Origin of the sequence: Streptomyces sp. NPDC101181, assembly GCF_044767975.1 — a bacterium.
Taxonomy (GTDB): Bacteria; Actinomycetota; Actinomycetes; order Streptomycetales; family Streptomycetaceae; genus Streptomyces.
In genome coordinates this window covers 619,881-640,635 of sequence record NZ_JBIWOX010000002.1, presented here as the reverse complement: position 1 = coordinate 640,635, position 20,755 = coordinate 619,881, and the positions used below count along the sequence as shown (strand labels likewise).

At 74.2% G+C, this 20,755-nt stretch carries 17 protein-coding genes; 5 read left to right on the top strand and 12 right to left on the bottom strand.

Going from position 1 to position 20,755, the window contains the following annotated elements; translation table 11 throughout:
- Positions 1-104: 104 nt before the first annotated feature.
- A complete protein-coding gene (locus tag ACIRRU_RS06565) occupies positions 105-962 on the top strand; it encodes a hypothetical protein (protein ID WP_403677042.1) in 858 nt (285 codons plus the stop codon).
- 76 nt (positions 963-1,038) lie between these two features.
- On the opposite strand, the gene ACIRRU_RS06560 is transcribed toward ACIRRU_RS06565, so the two are convergent.
- Positions 1,039-2,439 carry a PLP-dependent aminotransferase family protein gene (locus ACIRRU_RS06560; RefSeq protein WP_403676876.1) on the bottom strand — a complete coding sequence of 467 codons (1,401 nt, stop codon included), beginning with the start codon at positions 2,437-2,439 and terminating at the stop codon, positions 1,039-1,041.
- Positions 2,440-2,486: 47 nt separating this feature from the next.
- On the opposite strand from ACIRRU_RS06560, the gene ACIRRU_RS06555 reads away from it, so the two are divergent.
- Positions 2,487-3,011 (top strand): carboxymuconolactone decarboxylase family protein, encoded by a 525-nt coding sequence (locus ACIRRU_RS06555; RefSeq protein WP_403676873.1) that lies wholly within the window; start codon positions 2,487-2,489, stop codon positions 3,009-3,011.
- 84 nt (positions 3,012-3,095) lie between these two features.
- Here ACIRRU_RS06555 and ACIRRU_RS06550 read toward each other — a convergent pair whose 3' ends face one another.
- The 4 genes from ACIRRU_RS06550 to ACIRRU_RS06535 all read right to left on the bottom strand — a co-directional run bounded on the left by ACIRRU_RS06550 (position 3,096) and on the right by ACIRRU_RS06535 (position 7,715).
- On the bottom strand, positions 3,096-4,085 hold the full coding sequence (locus ACIRRU_RS06550) for a malate dehydrogenase (RefSeq protein WP_403676870.1): 990 nt from the start codon (positions 4,083-4,085) through the stop codon (positions 3,096-3,098).
- Between the two features lie 261 nt (positions 4,086-4,346).
- Positions 4,347-5,618 carry a helix-turn-helix domain-containing protein gene (locus ACIRRU_RS06545; RefSeq protein WP_403676866.1) on the bottom strand — a complete coding sequence of 424 codons (1,272 nt, stop codon included), beginning with the start codon at positions 5,616-5,618 and terminating at the stop codon, positions 4,347-4,349.
- Between the two features lie 552 nt (positions 5,619-6,170).
- Complete coding sequence (locus ACIRRU_RS06540; protein ID WP_403676863.1) at positions 6,171-6,809, bottom strand: DUF3017 domain-containing protein; 639 nt, start codon at positions 6,807-6,809, stop codon at positions 6,171-6,173.
- A gap of 24 nt (positions 6,810-6,833) precedes the next feature.
- Complete coding sequence (locus ACIRRU_RS06535; RefSeq protein ID WP_363200594.1) at positions 6,834-7,715, bottom strand: bifunctional methylenetetrahydrofolate dehydrogenase/methenyltetrahydrofolate cyclohydrolase; 882 nt, start codon at positions 7,713-7,715, stop codon at positions 6,834-6,836.
- Between the two features lie 218 nt (positions 7,716-7,933).
- On the opposite strand from ACIRRU_RS06535, the gene ACIRRU_RS06530 reads away from it, so the two are divergent.
- Positions 7,934-8,557, top strand: a complete 624-nt coding sequence (locus tag ACIRRU_RS06530; RefSeq protein WP_403676860.1) for an RDD family protein — start codon at positions 7,934-7,936, stop codon at positions 8,555-8,557.
- 101 nt (positions 8,558-8,658) lie between these two features.
- Here the strand turns inward: ACIRRU_RS06530 and ACIRRU_RS06525 are convergent, their stop codons facing one another.
- The 3 genes from ACIRRU_RS06525 to purN form a co-directional block, all read right to left on the bottom strand.
- Complete coding sequence (locus ACIRRU_RS06525) at positions 8,659-10,188, bottom strand: DUF2079 domain-containing protein (protein WP_403676857.1); 1,530 nt, start codon at positions 10,186-10,188, stop codon at positions 8,659-8,661.
- Between the two features lie 155 nt (positions 10,189-10,343).
- Entirely contained in the window at positions 10,344-11,897 is a 1,554-nt protein-coding gene (gene purH, locus ACIRRU_RS06520; RefSeq protein WP_403676855.1) for a bifunctional phosphoribosylaminoimidazolecarboxamide formyltransferase/IMP cyclohydrolase, read from the bottom strand.
- Positions 11,884-12,537, bottom strand: a complete 654-nt coding sequence (gene purN / locus ACIRRU_RS06515) for a phosphoribosylglycinamide formyltransferase (protein ID WP_403676853.1) — start codon at positions 12,535-12,537, stop codon at positions 11,884-11,886. The genes purH and purN overlap by 14 nt, the downstream gene beginning before the upstream one ends.
- 294 nt (positions 12,538-12,831) lie before the next feature.
- On the opposite strand from purN, the gene ACIRRU_RS06510 reads away from it, so the two are divergent.
- The gene (locus ACIRRU_RS06510; RefSeq protein WP_403676850.1) at positions 12,832-13,683 is read left to right on the top strand and encodes a hypothetical protein; all 852 of its coding nucleotides are present in this window, start codon (positions 12,832-12,834) and stop codon (positions 13,681-13,683) included.
- Here the strand turns inward: ACIRRU_RS06510 and ACIRRU_RS06505 are convergent.
- Positions 13,673-15,679 (bottom strand): DUF6350 family protein, encoded by a 2,007-nt coding sequence (locus ACIRRU_RS06505; protein ID WP_403677040.1) that lies wholly within the window; start codon positions 15,677-15,679, stop codon positions 13,673-13,675. The genes ACIRRU_RS06510 and ACIRRU_RS06505 overlap by 11 nt on opposite strands.
- Positions 15,680-15,804: 125 nt before the next feature.
- Between ACIRRU_RS06505 and ACIRRU_RS06500 the strand changes: the two genes are divergently transcribed.
- Positions 15,805-17,058 (top strand): helix-turn-helix domain-containing protein, encoded by a 1,254-nt coding sequence (locus tag ACIRRU_RS06500; protein ID WP_403676847.1) that lies wholly within the window; start codon positions 15,805-15,807, stop codon positions 17,056-17,058.
- A 114-nt stretch (positions 17,059-17,172) separates the two neighbouring features.
- On the opposite strand, the gene sucD is transcribed toward ACIRRU_RS06500, so the two are convergent.
- The 3 genes from sucD to ACIRRU_RS06485 form a co-directional block, all read right to left on the bottom strand.
- Positions 17,173-18,057, bottom strand: coding sequence for a succinate--CoA ligase subunit alpha (sucD, locus tag ACIRRU_RS06495; RefSeq protein WP_403676844.1), 885 nt, complete (start codon positions 18,055-18,057; stop codon positions 17,173-17,175).
- Positions 18,058-18,076: 19 nt separating this feature from the next.
- Entirely contained in the window at positions 18,077-19,258 is a 1,182-nt protein-coding gene (gene sucC / locus ACIRRU_RS06490) for an ADP-forming succinate--CoA ligase subunit beta (RefSeq protein ID WP_403676841.1), read from the bottom strand.
- A gap of 291 nt (positions 19,259-19,549) precedes the next feature.
- A complete protein-coding gene (locus ACIRRU_RS06485) occupies positions 19,550-20,716 on the bottom strand; it encodes a VWA domain-containing protein (protein ID WP_403677037.1) in 1,167 nt (388 codons plus the stop codon).
- Positions 20,717-20,755: the final 39 nt, after the last annotated feature.

Below are 20,755 nucleotides of genomic sequence, written 5' to 3'. Positions count from 1 at the left end.
GTGCGTGGACCTCTTGTCAGACTAGTTCGACGTGGGGCCGGTTCGAAACCTGGTGCCGCGCCTGTGCCCTTCGCGCGCGTTACGTTCCCCTGGTGCTCATCGGGATGATCTGTGCGCTCGGGGCCGCGGTCTGTTTCGGGACGGCGTCCGTTCTCCAGGCGGTCGCCGCGCGGGCCGCCGCCCGGCCGGAATCAGGGGCGGGGGTCGATCCGGCGCTGCTGCTGCGGGCGGTGCGGCAGTGGCGTTACGTGGCCGGACTGGCCCTGGACGGCTGCGGGTTCGTCCTCCAGGTCGTCGCGCTGCGCACCCTGCCGATCTACGCGGTGGGCGCGGCGCTCGCCGCCTCCCTCGCGGTGACCGCGGTCGTCGCGTCGCGGCTGCTGGCGGTCCGGCTCAGTGCCGCGGAGTGGCGGGCGGTGGCGGTGGTCTGCGCCGGGCTCGGCATGCTCGCCCTCGCCTCGGGCGCGGAGGGCCACCGGCCGGGCCCGGACGCGCTGCCCTGGGCGATGCCCGCGGCGGCGCTCGGAGTGCTGCTGACCGGCGCGGCGGTCGGACGGCTGCCGCCCCGGCCCCGGGCGCTGGCCCTGGGGCTGGGCGCGGGGTTCGGCTTCGGGGTGGTCGAGGTGTCGGTCCGGCTGATCGACGACGTGTCGCCGGGGGCGCTGCTGCGCGATCCCGCGGCGTACGGGCTGCTGCTGGGCGGCGGGGCGGCGTTCCTGCTGCTGACCTCGGCGTTGCAGCGGGGGTCGGTGACCACGGCGACGGCAGGCATGGTGCTCGGCGAGACGGTCGGCCCGGCCCTGGCCGGGGTGGTGTGGCTGGGCGACGGGACCCGGCCGGGCCTCGGCTGGCTGGCGGCCGGCGGCTTCGCGGTGGCGGTGGCGGGCTCCCTGGCCCTGGCCCGCTTCGGGGAGGCCCCGGAGCCGGAACCGGGCGCGCGGGACGGGCAGCACGCTTCGTGAGGCGGCACGGCGGGGGGCGTTGCGCGGACTCGGCGCCGCCCGCCCACGCCGAGCCGCCGGGCATCCCGGGGGCTCCCTACGGCAGCACCCGGCACAGCGCGTCCAGGGTGCCCGCCCAGGCGCTCTCCGTGGGCGAGCCGTAGCCGATGACCAGGGCGTCGCGTCCCGCCGGGGCGTCCGGGTGGCGGTAGCGCGCGAGGCCGTCCAGCGCCAGGCCCTGGAACGCCGCCGCCTGGACCACCGACCGCTCGGCGCCCGCCGGGAGTTCGAGCACCGCGTGCAGCCCGGCCGCGATCCCGCTGACCTCGACGCCAGGCGCGCGCTCGGCGAGCGCCGTGACGAGCTGGTCGCGGCGGCGCCGGTAGCGCAGCCGCATGGACCGGACGTGCCGGTCGTACGCCCCCGAGGCGATGAACTCCGCGAGCGTCAACTGCTCGGTCACGCCGGTCATCCAGTCGCCGCCGCCCTTGGCCGCCGCCACCTCCTCCACCAGCCCCGGGGGCAGCACCATCCAGCCGATGCGCAGCCCCGGGGCCAGGGACTTGCTGGCGGTGCCGAGGTAGACGACGCGCTCGGGGTCCAGCCCCTGGAGCGCGCCCACCGCCTGGCGGTCGTAGCGGAACTCCCCGTCGTAGTCGTCCTCCAGGATCAGACCACCGGTGGACCGGGCCCAGTCGACGGCGGCGGCCCGCCGGTCCGGGTGCAGCGGTACGCCGGTGGGAAACTGGTGCGCCGGGGTCAGCAGCACCGCCCCCGCCCCGCGCAGCGCGGCCAGCTCCCCGGTGCGCGAGCCGTGTCCGTCCAGGGGCAGGCACGGGGTGCGCAGCCCGGCCTCGGTGAGGCGCTCGGTGTGCGGGGCCAGGCCGTAGGACTCGACGGCGACCTCCCGGACCCGGCGCCGGCGCAGTACCCGGCCCAGCAGGGCCAGCCCGTGGACGAAGCCGGAGCAGATCACGACGCGCTCCGGGTCGGTGTACACCCCGCGCGAGCGCGCCAGATACTCGGCCAGGACGGTGCGCAGTTCGACGCGTCCGCGCGGGTCGCCGTAGCCGAAGGCCTCGTCGGGTGCGGCGGTGAGCGCCTTGCGGGCGGCCTTGAGCCAGGCGGTGCGCGGGAAGCCGGACAGGTCCGGGGAGCCGGGCTTCAGGTTGTAAGCGGGCCCGGTCCGCACCGGCCGCGCGGGGGCCGCCGCCCGGTCCGCGCGGCGCGGCACGGCCCGCCGCGCGACCCGGGTCCCCGAGCCCTGGCAAGCGGTGAGCCAGCCCTCGGCGACCAGTTCGGCGTAGGCGTCGGCGACCGTGTTGCGGGCCACGCCCAGGTCCGCGGCGAGCGCCCGGGAGGACGGCAGCCGGGTGCCGGGGGTCAGCCGCCCACCGCGCACGGCCTCCCGCAGCGCCGCCGTCAGCCCGCTGCGCAGCCCCGTACCGACCGGTTCCAGATGCAGGTCGGCGCCGAAAGCGGCCCAGGAATCCGTCATGGAAATGGACCATAGCGGTGCGCCACCGGACCCGTAGCGTCGTCCCCATGACCACCGCACACGAACACCCCGCCACCCCGGCCCGCCCGGCCGGCCGGGCCGCCGAGCACCCGCCGCGGCTCTCCGTCTCCGAGCTGCTCCCCGACGTCTACAAGGCGATGATCCGGCTCGACATCGCCGCCCGGAAGGGTCTGGACCCCGTCCTGGTCGAGCTGGTCAAGATCCGGGCCTCGCAGCTCAACCGGTGCGCGTTCTGCCTGGACATGCACACCAAGGACGCGCTCGCGGCGGGCGAGTCCGCCGAGCGGATCGTCCAGCTGAGCGCCTGGGAGGAGTCGCGGCACTTCTACACCGAGAGGGAGCTGGCGGCGCTCGCCCTGACCGAGGCGGTCACCGTCCTCACCGACGGCTTCGTCCCGGACGAGGTGTACGCGGCGGCCGCCGAGCACTTCGAGGAGACCGAGCTGGCCCAGCTGGTCGCGGCCATCACGGTGATCAACGCCTGGAACCGCTTCGGGGTGACCGGGCGGCTGACCCCGGGCCACTACACGCCGGGCGACGTCCAGCACTGACCCCGGGCGCCCGGTGGGCGCGGACGCGCGAGCGCCCCCGGCGGCACGTACCGCCGGGGGCGCTCCCGTACCGCTTGGGGCAGGTCAGATCAGGCCCAGCTCGCGGACCGCGTCGCGCTCCTCGGTGAGCTCCTTGACCGACGCGTCGATGCGCGCGCGGGAGAACTCGTTGATGTCCAGGCCCTGGACGATTTCGTACGTTCCGTCCTTCGTGGTGACGGGGAAGGAGGAGATGATGCCCTCGGGGACACCGTAGGAGCCGTCCGACGGGATGCCCATCGAGGTCCAGTCGCCGGCGGCGGTGCCGTTGACCCAGGTGTGCACGTGGTCGATGGCGGCGTTGGCGGCCGAGGCGGCGGAGGACGCGCCACGGGCCTCGATGATCGCGGCGCCGCGCTTGGCGACGGTCGGGATGAAGGCGTCGGCGAGCCACACCTCGTCGTTGACGACCTCGGCGGCGTTCTTGCCCGCGATCTCCGCGTGGAAGATGTCCGGGTACTGGGTGGCCGAGTGGTTGCCCCAGATCGTCAGCTTCTTGATGTCGGAGACGGCGGCGCCGGTCCTGGCGGCCAGCTGCGAGATCGCGCGGTTGTGGTCCAGGCGGGTCATCGCGGTGAAGCGCTCGGCCGGTACGTCCGGGGCGGCGGCCTGCGCGATGAGCGCGTTGGTGTTGGCCGGGTTGCCCACGACCAGGACCTTGACGTCGTCCGCGGCGTGGTCGTTGATCGCCTTGCCCTGCGGCTTGAAGATGCCGCCGTTGGCGGCGAGCAGGTCGCCGCGCTCCATACCCTTGGTCCGCGGCCGGGCGCCGACGAGCAGGGCCACGTTCGCGCCGGCGAAGCCGACGTTCGGGTCGTCGGTGATCTCGATGCCGCGCAGCAGCGGGAAGGCACAGTCGTCGAGCTCCATCGCCGTGCCCTCGGCGGCCTTGAGACCCTGCGGGATCTCCAGGAGGCGCAGGTTGACCGGCACGTCCGGGCCGAGCAGGTGGCCGGAGGCGATGCGGAAGAGCAGCGCGTAGCCGATCTGGCCGGCTGCGCCGGTCACGGTGACATTCACGGGAGTGCGGGTCATGGCGGTCTCCGTTAGACAGCTGGCGGTGGGGGTCCCGGCCCCTGGTGCCGGACCCTGGTGCTGGATGCCCCTCCCCGCCCCGACCCGTCCTGACGACCAATCTTGACGTGAAGAGATATCCGGCGGTCAGGCTATCGGACCCGGCCGGGCCGGGCCCCCCGCCCCCCTGTGGCACCGCACACAGCCGGTCACGTACCGCACGCGCGTCCGAAGAGGGGAAGTGCGACCGGCGCCGGCCTCCGGGCGGGCGCGGCGAGCGTCTCACTCCTCCGGGTCGGTGCACCCTTGCGTGCCGGAGGTGAGCGTGGCGCAGGCCTTCGCGTCGTCGGCCTTCCTCACCGCCACCATCGGGGTGTACGCGTCCGTGTCCCCCATGACCTCGCCGTCCTGCGCCCCCTCGCCCGCGGTGATGCGCACGGTGTCGCCGACCGCCGCCTCGGTGAGCCGGGCCCACGCGGCCGAGCAGACCTCGCTGTAGCGGACCTCCAGCTTTCCGGCCCCGACCACGGCGCTGGCGACCGTACGGGCGAACTCGCCGCCGCAGCCCATCGCCTCGGGGTCCTGCCCGGCGCAGTCCGCGCCGTTGCACTCGACGCCCACGGGCAGTTCGGAGGCGGCCGTGCTGGGCGTGGCCGACGGGGACGGGGACGCCTTGGCGGGTTCGTCCCCGCCCGGCGCGAGCAGCACCGCGCCGACCACGACGACCAGGGCGCCGACGGCCCCGACGACCAGCATGGGCCACGTGCGACGGCCGCCGGGGCCCGCCGTGCCCGAGCCGGGTCCGGGGCCCGTGCCGCTGCCGGAGGCCGGACCGGCGCTCCCGGCCGCGGCGTTGGGGGCGGGGTGGGGGGCGGCGGCGCGCTGGGTGGGGACGATGAGCTGGCGCGTGTCCTCGTCGAGGAGCCCGGAAGCCCCGCCGCCACGGGGGCCGTTGCTGTGGGGGCCGCTGCCATGGGCTTCGCCGCGGGGGCCGTTGCCATGGGCGTCGCCGCCGTACGGGGCTTGCCCGTGGAGGGCCTTGGTGTACGGATCCTCGGCGTACGCGTCCCCGGGGCGCGTCTCGCCGCTCCGGGTGTCGCGCGGCGGGGCGTCCGCGCCCCCGGCGGGGACCCGGGCGTCGGAGCCGGGCCGGCCGCCGGACGGGGCGGGCCGGGCGGACCGGCCGCGGCCCCGGGCGTCGGAGCCCGTCGTCCCCAACTCACCGAGCGCGGCGCGGGCCTGGCTGATGCGGATGGCCTCCATCGTCATGTCGTGGCGCATCTCGGCCCGGCTCCAGGCCCGTTCGGCCAGCTCCCACATGGTGGTGAGGTGGTGCTGCGGGGTGCCCGTGGCCTCGGCCAGGGCGACGACGGCCCCGCGCGGGGCGAGCAGCCGCCCGTTCAGATACCGCTCCCAGGACGTCTTGCTGTACCCCGTGCGGTCGGCCACGGCGTTGATGCTGAGCCCGCCGCGGTCGACGAGCCTGCGCAGCTGGCTGGTGAACTCCCTGATCTGCGGATCGAGTTCTTCGGGCAGTGCCTTCCAACGAGGCATCGCTTCCCCCCTCATGTCCCCCGGACGTACGTGCTGTGCCCCGCGGCGGCCGGTCCCCCGGGCCACGCGTCCCCGCCGGTTCCGTCCGCCGCCCCGGTTCCGTTTTCGGACCGCTCGGCCGGACTACCCACGAGGATGCGCGAAGCCAGGGTGTCAGTTCCTGACGAGGGGGCGCACGGGAGCGTTCGGGACGGGGCGCGCGTCGTCGCGCGCCCCGGTCGCGGCGACGATCACGCAGTCGTCACCGCCCGCGTCACCGCACCGGACGACGGCTCGATGTGTCCGTACCGCTCTGTGCGCCGTGCCAGTCTGCCACCCGTCGCGCGGCGATCACACCGTGACGGAATGGTCACTTCCGTGCCACAGGCCTCCGGAAACCCTTGAAGCGGTACTGCGTATGCATGACGCTTAAGCCGGGGCGGCGGCGTCGCTTCCGCCCCGCGCCGGGGTGCCCGTCCTCCCTCGGGGGAGGGGACGGGCACCTCGGCCGTTCACTCCGGGCAGGCCCCGGCCGCCCGTTCACGCCCGGCAGCAGGTCCCGGGCGGACGGCCTCAGCGGATCGTGAAGCGGACCGCGTCCTCCAGGACCGGGACGTCCAGCCAGGGCTGGGGCTGCGCGACCAGCGCGAGCAGCACGATCAACGTGCCCATCAGCCCGTACGTCACCAGGTCGGTGAACCGCGAACGCACCGCCAGCATCCCCACGGACGGCACCACCCAGCGCAGCACGGCACCGGTGATCAGCGCGGCACCGATGAGGATGGCGCCGACCCGGAACGCCTCCTCGAACGGGTCCAGGCCCACGATCAGCAGTCCCACGCCCGCCGCGCCGAGCACGGTGAGCAGCGGCCACTGCCGGGCCGGGGCGGGCGCGTCGCCGGGCGCGGCCCGGCCGCCGCCCTCGGGGCGGGCGGTGTCCCGGGTGAACTTCGGGAACCGCCGGGAGCGCCGCCGGGGAGCGCCGCCGCTCCCGGCCGGGTCGGGGGACGGGGTCGCCGAGGAGCCCTCGCCACCGGTTCCCTCGTCGGCGGTTCCACCGGCGGTGGCGGTGGCGTCCGAGGAGGCATCGGCCGTGCCGGTGGCGGTGGCGTCGTCGTCCGAGGCCTCCGGGGATCCGGCGCCCGGGGGCGCGTTCTCGGCGGACGCGGGGTCCGTCCTCTCCGGTTCGGCCGGGCTCGTAGCAGCACCCATGGGGTTCCCTCCGCCGTCCGGACGTCAGCTCGCGGCGGCGGCGTCGGCCGCCTCGGCGGCGGTGCGCTCGGCCGCCTCGACCACGTTGACCAGCAGCTGGGCTCGGGTCATCGGGCCGACGCCACCGGGGTTCGGGGCGACCCAGGCGGCCACCTCGCGGACGCCGGGGTGCACATCGCCGACGATCTTGCCGTTCTCGTCCCGGCTGACGCCGACGTCGAGCACGGCCGCGCCCGGCTTGACGTCCTCGGGCTTGATCAGGTGCTGGACGCCCGCGGCGGCGACGATGATGTCGGCCTGCCGGAGGTGGGCGGAGAGGTCCCGGGTGCCGGTGTGGCACTGGGTCACCGTGGCGTTCTCCGACTTACGGGTCAGCAGCAGCGGGATGGACCGGCCGATGGTGACACCGCGTCCGACGACCACCACGTGCGCCCCGGCGATCTCCACACCGTGCGCGCGCAGCAGCTGGACGACGCCCTGCGGGGTGCAGGGCAGCGGTCCGGTCTCGTTGAGGACGAGGCGGCCGAGGTTCGTCGGGTGCAGCCCGTCGGCGTCCTTCGCCGGGTCCATCAGCTCCAGGACCCGGTTGGTGTCGATGCCCTTGGGCAGCGGCAGCTGGACGATGTAGCCGGTGCAGGCGGGGTCGGCGTTCAGCTCCCGTACGACGTCCTCGATCTCCTCCTGGGTGGCGGTGCCGGGGAGTTCGCGCTGGATGGAGCCGATGCCCACCTCGGCGCAGTCGCGGTGCTTGCCGTTGACGTACCAGCGGCTGCCCGGGTCGTCGCCGACGAGCAGGGTGCCGAGGCCGGGAGTGACCCCTCGGGCCTTGAGGGCCGCCACGCGGACGGTCAGGTCGGACTTGATCGCGGCAGCGGTGGCCTTGCCGTCGAGAATCTGGGCAGTCATGGCCCCATCCTCGCGGATGACCCCGCCCGCGTACCAATTGCCGTCGCCTCCCCGCGCCCGAGGTTGCACTTGCACAACGCCTGGGGCCCTGGGCTGGACAAACGCGGGGGCCGCTCATCACGATGAAGCCCGCGGTTGCACGGGGGGCGGGCCGCTGAACGTCGTTCTTCTTCTCCGTGTGGCCTTTCGTCCCCACGTCTGTTGAAGGAACACGCCATATGAGCTTCGGCGACCCGAAAAACCCGTACGGGCAGCAGCCCGGTCAGCAGCCTCAGGGCCCGCAGCAGGGCCAGCCCGGTTACGGCTACCCGCAGCAGGCTCCGCAGGGAGTCCCGCAGCAGGGCTACGGCTACCCCCAGCAGCAGCCCGGCCAGCCGTACGGCGCCTACCCGCAGCAGCCGGGGTACGGCGGACAGCAGCCCGGTTTCGGCGGCGGCATGCCGGAACTGGCCCACTGGGGCCTGCGGTTCGGCGGTCTGATCGTGGACATGCTCGTCCTGATGGTCCCGTACATCCTCGTCATCATCGGCGGCGCGGTCGGCGACTCCTTCGGCGGCATCCTCGCCATCGTGGGCTTCCTGGGCGTCATCGCCCTCGCCATATGGCAGGTGTACCAGGAGGGCACCACCGGTCAGACGATCGGCAAGAAGGCTGTCGGCATCCGCCTGCTGCGCGAGGCCGACGGCAGCCCGCTGGGCTTCGGCATGGCCTTCGTGCGCCGCCTGGCCCACTTCCTCGACAGCATCGCCTGCTACATCGGCTGGCTGTGGCCGCTGTGGGACGAGAAGAAGCAGACGTTCGCGGACAAGGTCTGCTCGTCCGTGGTCGTCAAGGCCGGCTGACCCGCCGCGCCCACCCGCACGACGTGAGGGCCGCACCCGGTCACCGGGTGCGGCCCTCGTACGTACCCGGTGGCCGGGCGGCCCTCGTACGTACCCGGCGTTCAGTCCTTCCGTACGCCCGGGATGTCCGCCGGTTCCGGCGTCGTCCGCTCCATCACCACGAAGCTGCCGCCCCGGTGCTTGAGCCGGTAGCGCGCCTCGGGGTGCAGTTGCTCGGCGTACGCCACCGGGTCCTGGATCGGCTGCGACCAGCCGAAGTCGAGGTTGACGGCGACGATGTCGGGCGCGGTGCCCGGCGCGCCGCCCACCCAGTAGACGGTCCGGTCCGAGGTGAGGTGGGCCATGAGCGTGATGTCCGTCTCGACGCGCGAGCCGGGCGGGATGGCGTCCAGCGCCGCGCGGGCCGCCTGGGCGCGGGCGTCGTCGGTGCGGTAGGTCTCCGGGCGCAGCAGGTCGCGCAGCGGGAGGTGCTGGGTCATCGCGACGGCGATCGCGGCGGCCACGGGCAGGGCGACCTTCGCGTACGAGGCGAGCCAGGGGCGCCGCGCGTCGCGGCTGCGGCGGACGCCGTCGGCCATCGCGAGGAACAGCACCGGCATGAGGATCGCGCTGTAGTGCCAGACCATGCCCCAGTGGTTGCTGTCCTGGGAGAGCAGCCGCCAGCCGAGGGTGGGCAGGATCAGCAGCGTCAGCGGGGAGCGCAGCGCCATGAACGCGGTGATGCCGAGCAGGAAGACCAGCATCTCGATCTTGACGGAGGAGTCGAGGACGCCGAGGACCGAGTCCAGCATCGAGACGTCCCGCTCGCCGTTCTTGTCGATCTTCTGCCAGTAGTCGTAGGTGCCCGCGCTGCTGGCGGCCGGGATGAGCACGGTGAGGGTGACCGCGAAGGCGGCGGTCCCGAACGCGGCGAGCAGCGCGCCCTGGAGGCGGCGGCCGTACACGAAGAGCAGGAAGCCGACGACGGCGACGGTCGCGCCGAGGTCCTCCTTGACCAGGACGAGCGGCAGCGACCACAGCAGGGCGGCGGTGTACCGCTTCAGGAGCAGGGCCCGGCAGACGAGGGCGAGCAGCGGTACGGCGAAGGCGATCTCGTGGAAGTCGGCCTTCACCGCCTCCTGGATGCCCCAGGAGAGTCCGTACGCGATCGTGGCGCAGAGCCCGGAACGGCCGCCGAGGAGCTCCTGGGTGGTGCGGCCGACGACGGCGGCACCGAGCGCGAAGAACGCGGCCTGGGCGAAGAGCAGGGCGGTGGCCGAGGGCCAGACCCAGTAGAGCGGGGCCAGCAGCGCGACGATCGGCGAGAAGTGGTCGCCGAGGATGAGGTAGCCGGGGCCCTTGATGTCGACGACCGGCGCCTCGAACGCGGCATAGGCCCGGACCTCCTGCTCGAAGATCCCGAGGTCCCAGGAGGGCGAGGCGAAGCGGGCGTACTGGAGGAACGAATAGAGGAAGTAGAGCGCGCACAGGGCCGCGGCGGCGATGAGGTAGGGACGCCAGGGCACCCGGTCCGGGGCGGCCTCCCCCGTGCTCGGGGAACCGCCTGCCGGGCGGCTGCGCGGACCCGGCCCCTGGGCGGGCAGGCGTCCCGGCTCCGACCGGTCCGTTCCACTCTTGTTCAGCTCAAGCACGGTGACTGTCCCTGCTGGGGATTGCTACGGCCGTGTCATTAGAACAGAGCGGCGAGCCCGGTCCGGGACCCGTCAGGTCCCGGACCGGGCTCGATCGGCGGCGACCCGCTACCGGCCGACGGCCGGTCGGCGGCCGGTAGCGGGTCGGCGGCCGGTCAGTGGAAGAAGTGGCGCGTGCCGGTGAAGTACATCGTCACACCGGCCTTCTGCGCGGCCTCGACGACCTGCTCGTCGCGGACCGAGCCGCCGGGCTGGACGACGGCCCTGATCCCGGCGGCGGTGAGGATCTCCAGCCCGTCGGGGAACGGGAAGAACGCGTCGGACGCGGCGTACGCGCCGGACGCCCGCTCCGCGCCCGCCCGCGCGACGGCGAGCTTCGCGGAGTCGACCCGGTTGACCTGGCCCATGCCGACGCCGACCGACGCGCCGTCCTTGGCGAGCAGGATCGCGTTGGACTTGACCGCGCGGCACGCCCTCCAGGCGAAGGCCAGCTCCGCCAGCTCCGCCGCGGGGAGCGCGTCCCCGGTGGCCAGGGTCCAGTGGGCCGGGTCGTCGCCCTCGGCCTGGAGTCGGTCGGTGGCCTGGAGCAGCGCGCCGCCGTCGATCGGCTTGACCTCGAACGCGGCGGTGGGGGCCTCGGGGGCGCGCAGCACGCGGATGTTCTTCTTGCGGGCCAGCACCTCGACGGCGCCGTCCTCGTAGCCGGGGGCGACGATGACCTCGGTGAAGATCTCCGCGACCTGCTCGGCCAGCTCCACGGTCACCGGGCGGTTGACGGCGATGACCCCGCCGAACGCGGACAGCGGGTCGCAGGCGTGGGCCTTGCGGTGCGCCTCGGCGACGTCGGCGCCGGTCGCGATGCCGCACGGGTTGGCGTGCTTGATGATCGCGACGCACGGCTCGGCGTGGTCGTAAGCGGCGCGGCGGGCGGCGTCGGTGTCCGTGTAGTTGTTGTAGGACATCTCCTTGCCGTGCAGCTGCTCGGCCTCCGCGAGGCCGCCGTCACCGGAGGTGTAGAGGGCGGCGGGCTGGTGCGGGTTCTCGCCGTAGCGCAGGACGTTCTTCCGGGTGAAGGTGTCGCCCAGGAACTCCGGCAGGCCCGTGTCGCCGTCGGCCGCGTAGCCGTCGGCGAACCAGGAGGCGACGGCCACGTCGTAGGCGGCGGTGTGCTGGAACGCCTCGGCGGCCAGCCGCTTGCGGGCGGTCAGGTCGAAGCCGCCCGCGCGGACGGCCGCGAGGACGTCCCCGTACCGCTCGGGGCTGGTGACCACGGCGACGGAGGGGTGGTTCTTGGCGGCGGCGCGGACCATGGAGGGGCCGCCGATGTCGATCTGCTCGACGCACTCGTCGTCGGAGGCGCCCGAGGCGACGGTCGCCGTGAAGGGGTAGAGGTTCACCACGACCAGGTCGAAGGGCTCCACGCCCAGTTCGGCCAGCTGCTCGCGGTGCGCGTCCAGGCGCAGGTCGGCGAGGATGCCGGCGTGGACGCGGGGGTGCAGGGTCTTGACGCGGCCGTCCAGGCACTCCGGGAAGCCGGTCAGCTCCTCGACCTTGGTGACCGGGACTCCGGCGGCGGCGATCCGCCCGGCGGTGGAGCCGGTGGAGACGAGCTGGACGCCTTCCTCGTGCAGACCGCGGGCGAGGTCTTCGAGCCCCGTCTTGTCGTAGACGCTGATCAGGGCGCGACGGATGGGCTTATTCACCGACATGACCGAGATGAACCTTTCGTCCCTCAATGCGATGGCCGTCACGGGCGATCCGCCCCACGGCCTCGACGAGCAGTGTGCGCTCGACTTCCTTGATGCGTTCGTGGAGGGCCGCTTCGCCCTCCGGGGTGTCCTCTTCGGTCACCTCGACCACGCCCTGGGCGATGATCGGGCCGGTGTCGACGCCGTCGTCGACGAAGTGGACGGTGCAGCCGGTGACCTTCACGCCGTACGCGAGTGCGTCACGCACTCCGTGCGCGCCGGGAAAGCTGGGCAGCAGGGCGGGGTGGGTGTTGACGGTACGGCCGCCGAAGGCGGCGAGGAACGCCGGGCCGACGATCTTCATGAAACCGGCGGAGACGACGAGGTCCGGGCGGTGCTCGGCGACGGCCGCGGTGAGCGCCTCGTCCCACGCGGCGCGGTCGGCGTGGTCCCCGAGCCTGCGCACGAACGTGGGGATCCCGGCCCGCTCGGCCCGCTCCACGCCCCCCGTCCCCGCGCGGTCCGCGCCGACCGCGACGATCCGCGCCCCGTACGCCGGGTCGTCACCGATGGCGTCGAGCAGGGCCTGGAGATTCGTACCGGATCCGGAGACCAGCACGACCAGCCGGGCGGGAGCGGCGGAGGGGGGCGGGGAGGCCACGTCGGGGCCCTTTCTCGCGTGGCGGACGCGTGCTGGGCGCGTGGTGGACGCGCGGTGACGCAGGTGCGGTGGTGCTCTTTGTAGGGTCGTACGAAGCGAGCGCTTCGCCCGATACGGGGAACCCTACGAACGGGCCGACCGTCAGCAACGATACCGGCACACCCGGCGGCCCCCACGGGACGGGGGCGTGACCGGGAGGTAGCGTCAGGGGACAGCTCACCGTCCCCCGGGGTCCACCGGGCGGGCGAACCGTCCTCCGGGCGGACCTGACGAGATGGGGAAGACGTTCACCACATGCCGGACCGACGCCGCCGCACCGCCTTCCGCCTCCCGCTGCCCGAGCGGGCCGCTCCGCTGACGCGGGACCGCCAGGACCGCCCGTCCCCCTCCTCCGAGGCCGACAGGCCGCGGGACCGGAAGCCGGGGAGCGACAACCCGTTCGCCGCTCCGCCCGCGGACCGGCCGGACCAGCCGTGGCAGCCGCGCCACCCCTCCGGCCAGGACGGCGGGCGGGGCACCGGGGACGGTGAGGGCTCCGGTGACGACTCCCCGGGCGACCGGTCCGGCTGGGGCAGCAAGTGGAGCAGCAAGCAGCCGGGCCGGGGGAACGGCGGCTGGGGCGGCCGCCCCGGCGGCAACGGCTCCGGCGGCCGGGGCGGACCCGGCGGCGCCCCGGGCGGACTGCGCTGGGACCCCACGGACCCCACGCAGCGGCGCGCCCGCTACGCGCTGCTCGGCGGCATGTGGGCCGTCTTCTTCGCCCTCTTCGACTTCCCGGAGATCGCCCTGCTCCTGGGGTCGCTCGCGGTGTACTGGGCGATCAGCGCGCTGCGCACCCCGCCGAAGAACGCCGCGGCGGGCGGCGCGGCTGCGGGCGGCGCGGCTGCGGGCGGCGCCGGGACGGCTCCCGCGGTCGCACAGGGCGCCGGAGCGGCCGCCAACAGGAAGCAGCAGACCACGGCGGCGATCAGCGGACTGGTGACCGCCTCGCTCGCCCTGCTCATCGTGGTGACGACGTTCACCGTGCAGCTCGTCTACCGCGACTACTACACGTGCGTGAACGACGCGCTGACCAAGACCGGCGCGCTGTCCTGCAACGACCAGCTGCCGAAGCCGCTGGAACCGCTCTTCGGCGTCAAGGAGTAGCGCGTCCCGGGTCACTCGCCCGGCCCGGGGCAACCGAATCACCCGGGTCGTCCGGACCGCCCGGGGCGACCGGACCGCCCGGGTCAGCTGAACCCTCGCGGGCGCCCGAGCCGTCCGGAGCGCCCGAGCCGTCCGGGTCGTCGGGACTTTCCGGCCGGCCTTCCGGCTCCGTCGTGACCGGTTTCCGGGCGGCCTGCCCGGCCGGGAAGTCGGCCATCAGCCCGCCGGAGCTGTGCTTGAGCGAGGCCCACCGGGCCTGCCGGGCCTCCTTCTCGTGCCAGGGGTCGGTCGGCAGGAAGTCGTAGGGCTCGAACCCCGCCGCTCCGGACGCCCCTCCGGGCTCCGCGCCAGGGGCCGGTACGGAGCCCCGGGCGGCCGGGCCGGCCTGCGCGGACCCGCTCTCCGTACCGTCGCCCGCCGGGCCGCCCCCGCGCCAGGGAGCCCACCAGCGGCGCGGCCTGCCGATGAGCGCCCCGGCCTCCTCGTCGCCGTCCTCACCGCCGCGGTCCGGGCCATCGGCGCCGTCCCGGCCGTCGGCGCCGACGCCTTCGCTCTTGCCGCCGCCTCCGCCGATGCCCTTGCCGATGCCTTCGCTCTTGCCTGCGCCCTTGCCGATACCTTTGCCGACGCCTTCGCTCCCGCCGTCGGCTCCCGTGTTTCCGGCCGCGGCGGGGGACGCCGTCCGGGCCGCCGCCGGGCCGCCCTGCGGTACGTCCCGGCGCCAGGCCCAGCCGGGCGTACGCAGCCGCCACATCCGGAGCAGCAGGGCCGCCGGTACGCCGATCACCGCCGTCCACACCAGCGCGGCGGAGCCGGTCAGCCACCACACGGGCCCGAAGGCACGGAGCGCCCCGGTGCCCAGCGGCCCGCCCGCGAACGCCGTCAGCAGCGCCGTCCCGATACCGCACCCCAGCGCGGCGAGCAGGGTCACCAGCACCGTTTCGCGCGGGCTCCAAGCCTCCTCGCGCGGGGCGTCGGCGGGGGCAGCCCTGCGTACGGTGAACCAGGCGACGGCCAGCGCGGCGGCCATCGGGATCGCGAGAGCCGCCGCGTTCAGCGGGGAGCCCGGCCCCGGGTCCGGCACCGCCGCCAGCAGCGGGAAGTGCGGCAGCGCCGGGGCGCCCTCCAGGCCCAGCGGGGTGGCGGTGGCTCCCGCGCCGAGCGAGAACCCGGGGCCGAGCCCGTACGCCGCCCCCCACACCGCGGCGTTCGGCACCAGCGCCGCAGCCAGCAGGAGCACCGAGAACCGCCCCGGCCAGTCACCCGCGAGCGCCAGGAACGCCTCCTGGGCCGCCGTCGCGTTCCGGCCGAGGGCGGCCGCGACCAGCAGCGCGCCACCGCCGAGCAGCACCATCACCCCGGCCGCCGCCGACCGGCACGCCGCCTCGGCCCGGTCGCGGAAGAGCGTCCGCGCGAGGCCCTCCTGAAGCACCAGGGGCGACCAGGACGGCAGCGGCCCGAGGGGTCGCCCGGCCGCCGTCCACACCCCGGCCGCCACCGAACCGGCCACCACCACCGCCACCGGGAACGCCAGGGTGTCCGGGACGGCGCGCAGCGCACCGGAGCGCGCATAGGCCGCCGCGCCCGCCACGACCAGGAGGTAGCCGGCCGTCACCGCACAGAACGCCGCCGCCTTCGAGAGCCGGGCCGGGCCGTCCTCCTCCGGCTCCGCCGCGTCCCGCGCCGCGCGGTGCGCCAGCCAGACCGGGCCCGCCATGAGCAGCAGGGGCACCAGGCCGACCGGGGCGGGCGCTCCGCTCAGGGTGTCCGGCCGCACGAGCCCGGCCCCGTGCGCGAGCAGCCAGACCCCGGCCGCCGCCCGCAGCGCCCCGCCGGGTCCGCTGTCCGGGTACGGGGAGCTGATCCAGGCCACCATGACCAGCACGGCCAGCGCCCCGAGGCCGAGTCCGGCGGCGATCGCGCCCCGGGCCAGGGCGGAGGCCAGGGCGAGGGTGCGGTTCCGCTCGGCCGGGGCCATCGGGCTGCGCTGCGTCATGTGGGTCACGCGGCCATGCTGCCAACGACACGCGCTTGTTTCGCGTAACGCGCGAACAGCCGCTGTGTCGCTCAATATACGTTTATGTACTTTTTCTCCCCGTGCAGGGCTGCCGGGGGTCACCCATGACCCGGAGCAGCACCGATGAGGCGCCCACGCCCCCGCTGCCCTCCCCCAAGGAGCGCCGCAGACTGCGTGAGGCGAAGTCGCTGAGCGAGGCTCAGGTGGCGGCGGCCGTCGGCGTCACGCGCGCCACCGTGCGCTCCTGGGAGACGGGGCGCACGAGCCCGCGCGGCCGCAAGCGCACGCTGTACGCCAGGCTGATCGCCTCCGGCCCCCCGCAGAAGGCGAAGTCGACGGGCACCGCCCCGGAGCCGACCGCTCCGCCGGAGCCACCCCCCTCGCCGGAGCCGGTCGCCTCGCAGCCGTCGGGCGCCCCCGCCGAGCCGGATGAGGCCGCCGACGCCGACGCCGACGAGACCGTCAAGGCCACCGAGGAGCCGGCCAAGGCGTCGGCCGAGGAGCCGGAGGAGCCGGTGGAGCCCGAGGAGCCGTCCGGTCCCTCCCCCGCCGAGGCCTTCGACGCGTTGTACGGCCGCTGCGCACCCGCCCTGGTCCGGCAGACCTATCTGATGACCGGTCGCCGCGCCCTGGCCCGCGAGTCCGTGGAGCGCGCCTTCCAACTGGCCTGGCACCGCTGGCCCGAGGTCGCCGTCGACCGCGATCCGGCCGGGTGGGTCCGGGCGGCGGCGTACGAGTACGCCATGTCCCCCTGGCACCGGCTGCGCGGCGCCCACCGGCACCCCGACGCCCCGCCCACCGAGCCGGGCAAGCGGGCGCTGTTCGACGCGCTGCTCGACCTCCCCCCGGCCTACCGGCGCACCCTGCTCCTGTACGACGGGGTCGGCCTGGACCTTCCGGAGACCGCGGCCGAGACGGAGGCCAGCACCCCGGCCGCGGCGGGCCGCCTGATGACCGCCCGCGCCGCCGTCGCGGAACGGGTGCCCGAGCTCGCGGGGGACGGGTCGCCCGACGGGCAGTCCGCGCTGCTGCACGACCGGCTCGGCGGTCTCGCCCGCGCCGAGCACGTCCCCGTGCCGTCGCCCGCGCGCGCCGTGCGCACCGGCAGCGACAAGAAGGCCGCGCTGTGGACGCGCGCCGCGATCGCGGGCTGTGTCCTGCTCATCGGCGTGACGGGGCTGACCCTGCACACCGCGCCGACCCACTACGAGCAGCCGCTCTCCCCCGCCGAACAGGTCGGGGGCGTACCGCCGCGCGGGGGTCCGCAGAAGCTCACCGCCCAGGACCTGGAGCTCCAGAGGTCGCTGCGCGAGCAGGTGGCCCACGGCCCGGAGCGGCTGGTCCCGCAGATCGGGTGAGCCGGGCGGTCACCCGGTACGCGAACGGCGCGGGCCCGCACCCCTGGTCCGGACAGGGTGCGGGCCCGCGCCGTCGCGTGTGCGTCGCGGGCCGCCCGGCCCGCGTCAGCCGCGTCAGGCGCCGAGGATCTCGCGCGCCAGCTTGGCGGTCTCGGTGGGCGTCTTGCCGACCTTGACCCCGGCGGCCTCCAGGGCCTCCTTCTTCGCCTGCGCGGTGCCGGAGGAGCCGGAGACGATGGCGCCCGCGTGGCCCATGGTCTTGCCCTCGGGGGCGGTGAAGCCCGCGACGTACCCGACGACCGGCTTGGTGACGTTCGCCTTGATGAAGTCGGCGGCACGCTCCTCGGCGTCGCCGCCGATCTCGCCGATCATGACGATGAGGTCGGTCTCGGGGTCCGCCTCGAACGCCGCGAGGGCGTCGATGTGCGTCGTGCCGATGACCGGGTCGCCACCGATGCCGACGGCGGAGGAGAAGCCGATGTCACGCAGCTCGTACATCATCTGGTAGGTCAGCGTGCCGGACTTGGACACGAGACCGATGCGGCCGGGCTTGGTGATGTCGCCCGGGATGATGCCCGCGTTGGACTGGCCCGGGGTGATGAGACCGGGGCAGTTCGGGCCGATGATCCGGGTCTTGTTGCCCTTCTCGTTCGCGTACGCCCAGAAGGCGGCGGAGTCGTGAACGGCGATGCCCTCGGTGATGACGACCGCGAGCGGGATCTCGGCGTCGATCGCCTCGACGACGGCGGCCTTGGAGAAGGCCGGCGGCACGAAGAGGACGGACACGTTCGCGCCGGTCTTCTCCATCGCCTCCTTGACGGAGCCGAAGACCGGGACCTCGGTGCCGTCGAAGTCGACGGACGTACCGGCCTTGCGCGGGTTCACGCCGCCCACGATGTTGGTGCCGTCGGCCAGCATGAGCTTGGTGTGCTTCATGCCCGTGGCGCCGGTCATCCCCTGGACGATGACCTTGCTGTCCTTGGTGAGGAAGATAGCCATGGTGTGGAGTCCCTCGTCCTTACTTCGCAGCCGCGGCGAGCTCGGCGGCCTTGTCGGCCGCGCCGTCCATGGTGTCCACGCGCTGAACGAGCGGGTGGTTGGCGTCGGAGAGGATCTTGCGACCCAGCTCCGCGTTGTTGCCGTCGAGACGCACGACCAGCGGCTTCTCGACCTTCTCGCCCTTGGACTCCAGGAGCGCGAGCGCCTGCACGATGCCGTTGGCGACCTCGTCGCAGGCGGTGATGCCGCCGAAGACGTTGACGAAGACGGACGTGACGTCCGCGTCGCCGAGGATGATCTCCAGGCCGTTCGCCATGACCTCGGCGGAGGCGCCGCCACCGATGTCGAGGAAGTTGGCGGGCTTCACGCCGCCGTGCTTCTCACCGGCGTACGCGACGACGTCCAGGGTCGACATGACCAGGCCGGCGCCGTTGCCGATGATGCCGACCTCGCCGTCCAGCTTGACGTAGTTGAGGTTCTTGGCCTTGGCCGCGGCCTCCAGCGGGTTGGCCGCGGCCTTGTCCTCGAGCGCCTCGTGGTCGGGCTGGCGGAAGTCGGCGTTCTCGTCGAGCGAGACCTTGCCGTCCAGCGCGAGGATGCGGCCGTCCTTGGTCTTCACCAGCGGGTTGACCTCGACGAGGAGGGCGTCCTCGGCGACGAAGGTGTCCCACAGCGTCACCAGGACCTCGGCGACCTTCTCGGCCACCTCGGCCGGGAACTTCGCCTGGGCCACGATCTCGCGGGCCTTGGCGATGTCCACGCCGGAGTTGGAGTCGACCGGGACCTTCGCGAGGGCCTCGGGGGTCTTCTCCGCGACCTCCTCGATGTCCATGCCGCCCTGCACCGAGGCCATGGCCAGGAAGGTGCGGTTGGTGCGGTCGAGGAGGTACGAGACGTAGTACTCCGCCTCGATCTCCGGGGACAGCTCGGCGATCATCACCTTGTGGACCGTGTGGCCCTTGATGTCCATGCCGAGGATGTCGGTCGCCCGCGCGACCGCCTCGTCGGCGTCGGCCGCCAGCTTGACGCCACCGGCCTTGCCGCGGCCGCCGACCTTCACCTGCGCCTTGACGACCGACTTGCCGCCCAGCTTCTCGGTCGCCTCGCGGGCTGCCTCAGGCGTGTCGATGACTTCACCGGCCAGCACCGGTACACCGTGCTTGGCGAAGAGGTCCCTCGCCTGGTACTCGAACAGGTCCACGCGCGTCCGTCCCTTTTAGTGGTCTCGCGGTTCGTTCTTCTGCGTGGGCGTGCCGCGAGGGGCAACGTGACTGCGCTGTCACCAGGAAGGCGTCCACGGTGTCCGAGTACGCGGCATGTCCATCCGGCAGGTTATCCCCGCACTCCGTGTGCCTCTAAATCGCAGATCGCACCTGAGCGGTGATAACGGTCACAGGGGGACGGCCGGGACCCCGACCGCCACCCGGCCCCGGTGCTCCGCCGTCCGCGCCACCCCGGGCCGCCGCCAGGTCACCGCGGGCCACCGCCCGGGTCACCCTGGGCCGCCGTCCGGCAGGGGCAGGGGCCGTTTCTGGATCGCCGCGGCCATGACGTCCGGGAAGAGGTCCGGCGTACAGGCGAACGCGGGTGCGCCCAGTGCCCCGAGCGCCGCCGCGTGCTCGTGGTCGTAGGCGGGCGCGCCCTCGTCGGACAGCGCGAGCAGCGTCACGAACTGCACCCCGGACGCCTTCATCGCCGCGACCCGCTTGAGCATCTCGTCGCGGATACCGCCCTCGTAGAGGTCGCTGATGAGGACGACGACGGTGTCGGCGGGGCGGGTGATCCTCGACTGGCAGTAGGCGAGTGCTCTGTTGATGTCGGTGCCGCCGCCGAGCTGGGTGCCGAAGAGGACGTCCACCGGGTCGTCGAGCTGGTCCGTGAGGTCGACGACCGCCGTGTCGAAGACGACGAGCCGGGTGGTGAGACCGCGCATGGAGGCGAGGACCGCGCCGAAGACCGAGGCGTAGACGACGGAGGCGGCCATCGAGCCCGACTGGTCGATGCACAGGACGACGTCCTTGTTCAGGGACCGGGCGGCGCGGCCGTAGCCGATGAGCCGTTCCGGCACGACCGTGCCCGTCGTCGTGCCGTCCGGGCCCGGGATCGTCAGGTAGTTCTTGAGGTTGGCCCGGACCGTGCGGCCCCAGTCGATGTCCCGGTGGCGCGGCCTGCTGACCCGGGCCGAGCGGTCCAGGGCCCCGGACAGGGTGGCCCGGGTGCGGCTCTCCAGCCGCCGCTCCAGGTCCTCGACCACCTTGCGGACGACGGTCCGGGCGGTCTCCTTCGTCGTCTCGGGCATGGCCTTGTTGAGGGAGAGCAGGGTGCCGACGAGGTGGACGTCCGGCTCGACCGCCTCCAGCATCTCGGGCTCCGTCAGCAGCGCCGCCAGGCCGAGCCGGTCGATCGCGTCCCGCTGCATGACCTGGACGACGGAGCTGGGGAAGTACGTCCGGATGTCGCCGAGCCAGCGGGCGACGGAGGGGGCCGACGCCCCGAGTCCCGCGGAACGGCCACCGCTCCCCCGGCCGGCCGGTCTCTTCCCCTCGCCCTCGCCGTAGAGCGCGCTCAGCGCGCTGTCCATCGCGGCGTCCCGGCCGGTGAGCGCGGGGTCGCTGCTGTCGGCGCCGCCCGCGCCGAGCACCATCCGCCAGCGCCGCAGCCGCTCCGCGTCGTCCGCGTGCCGCGCGCCCGACGTCTC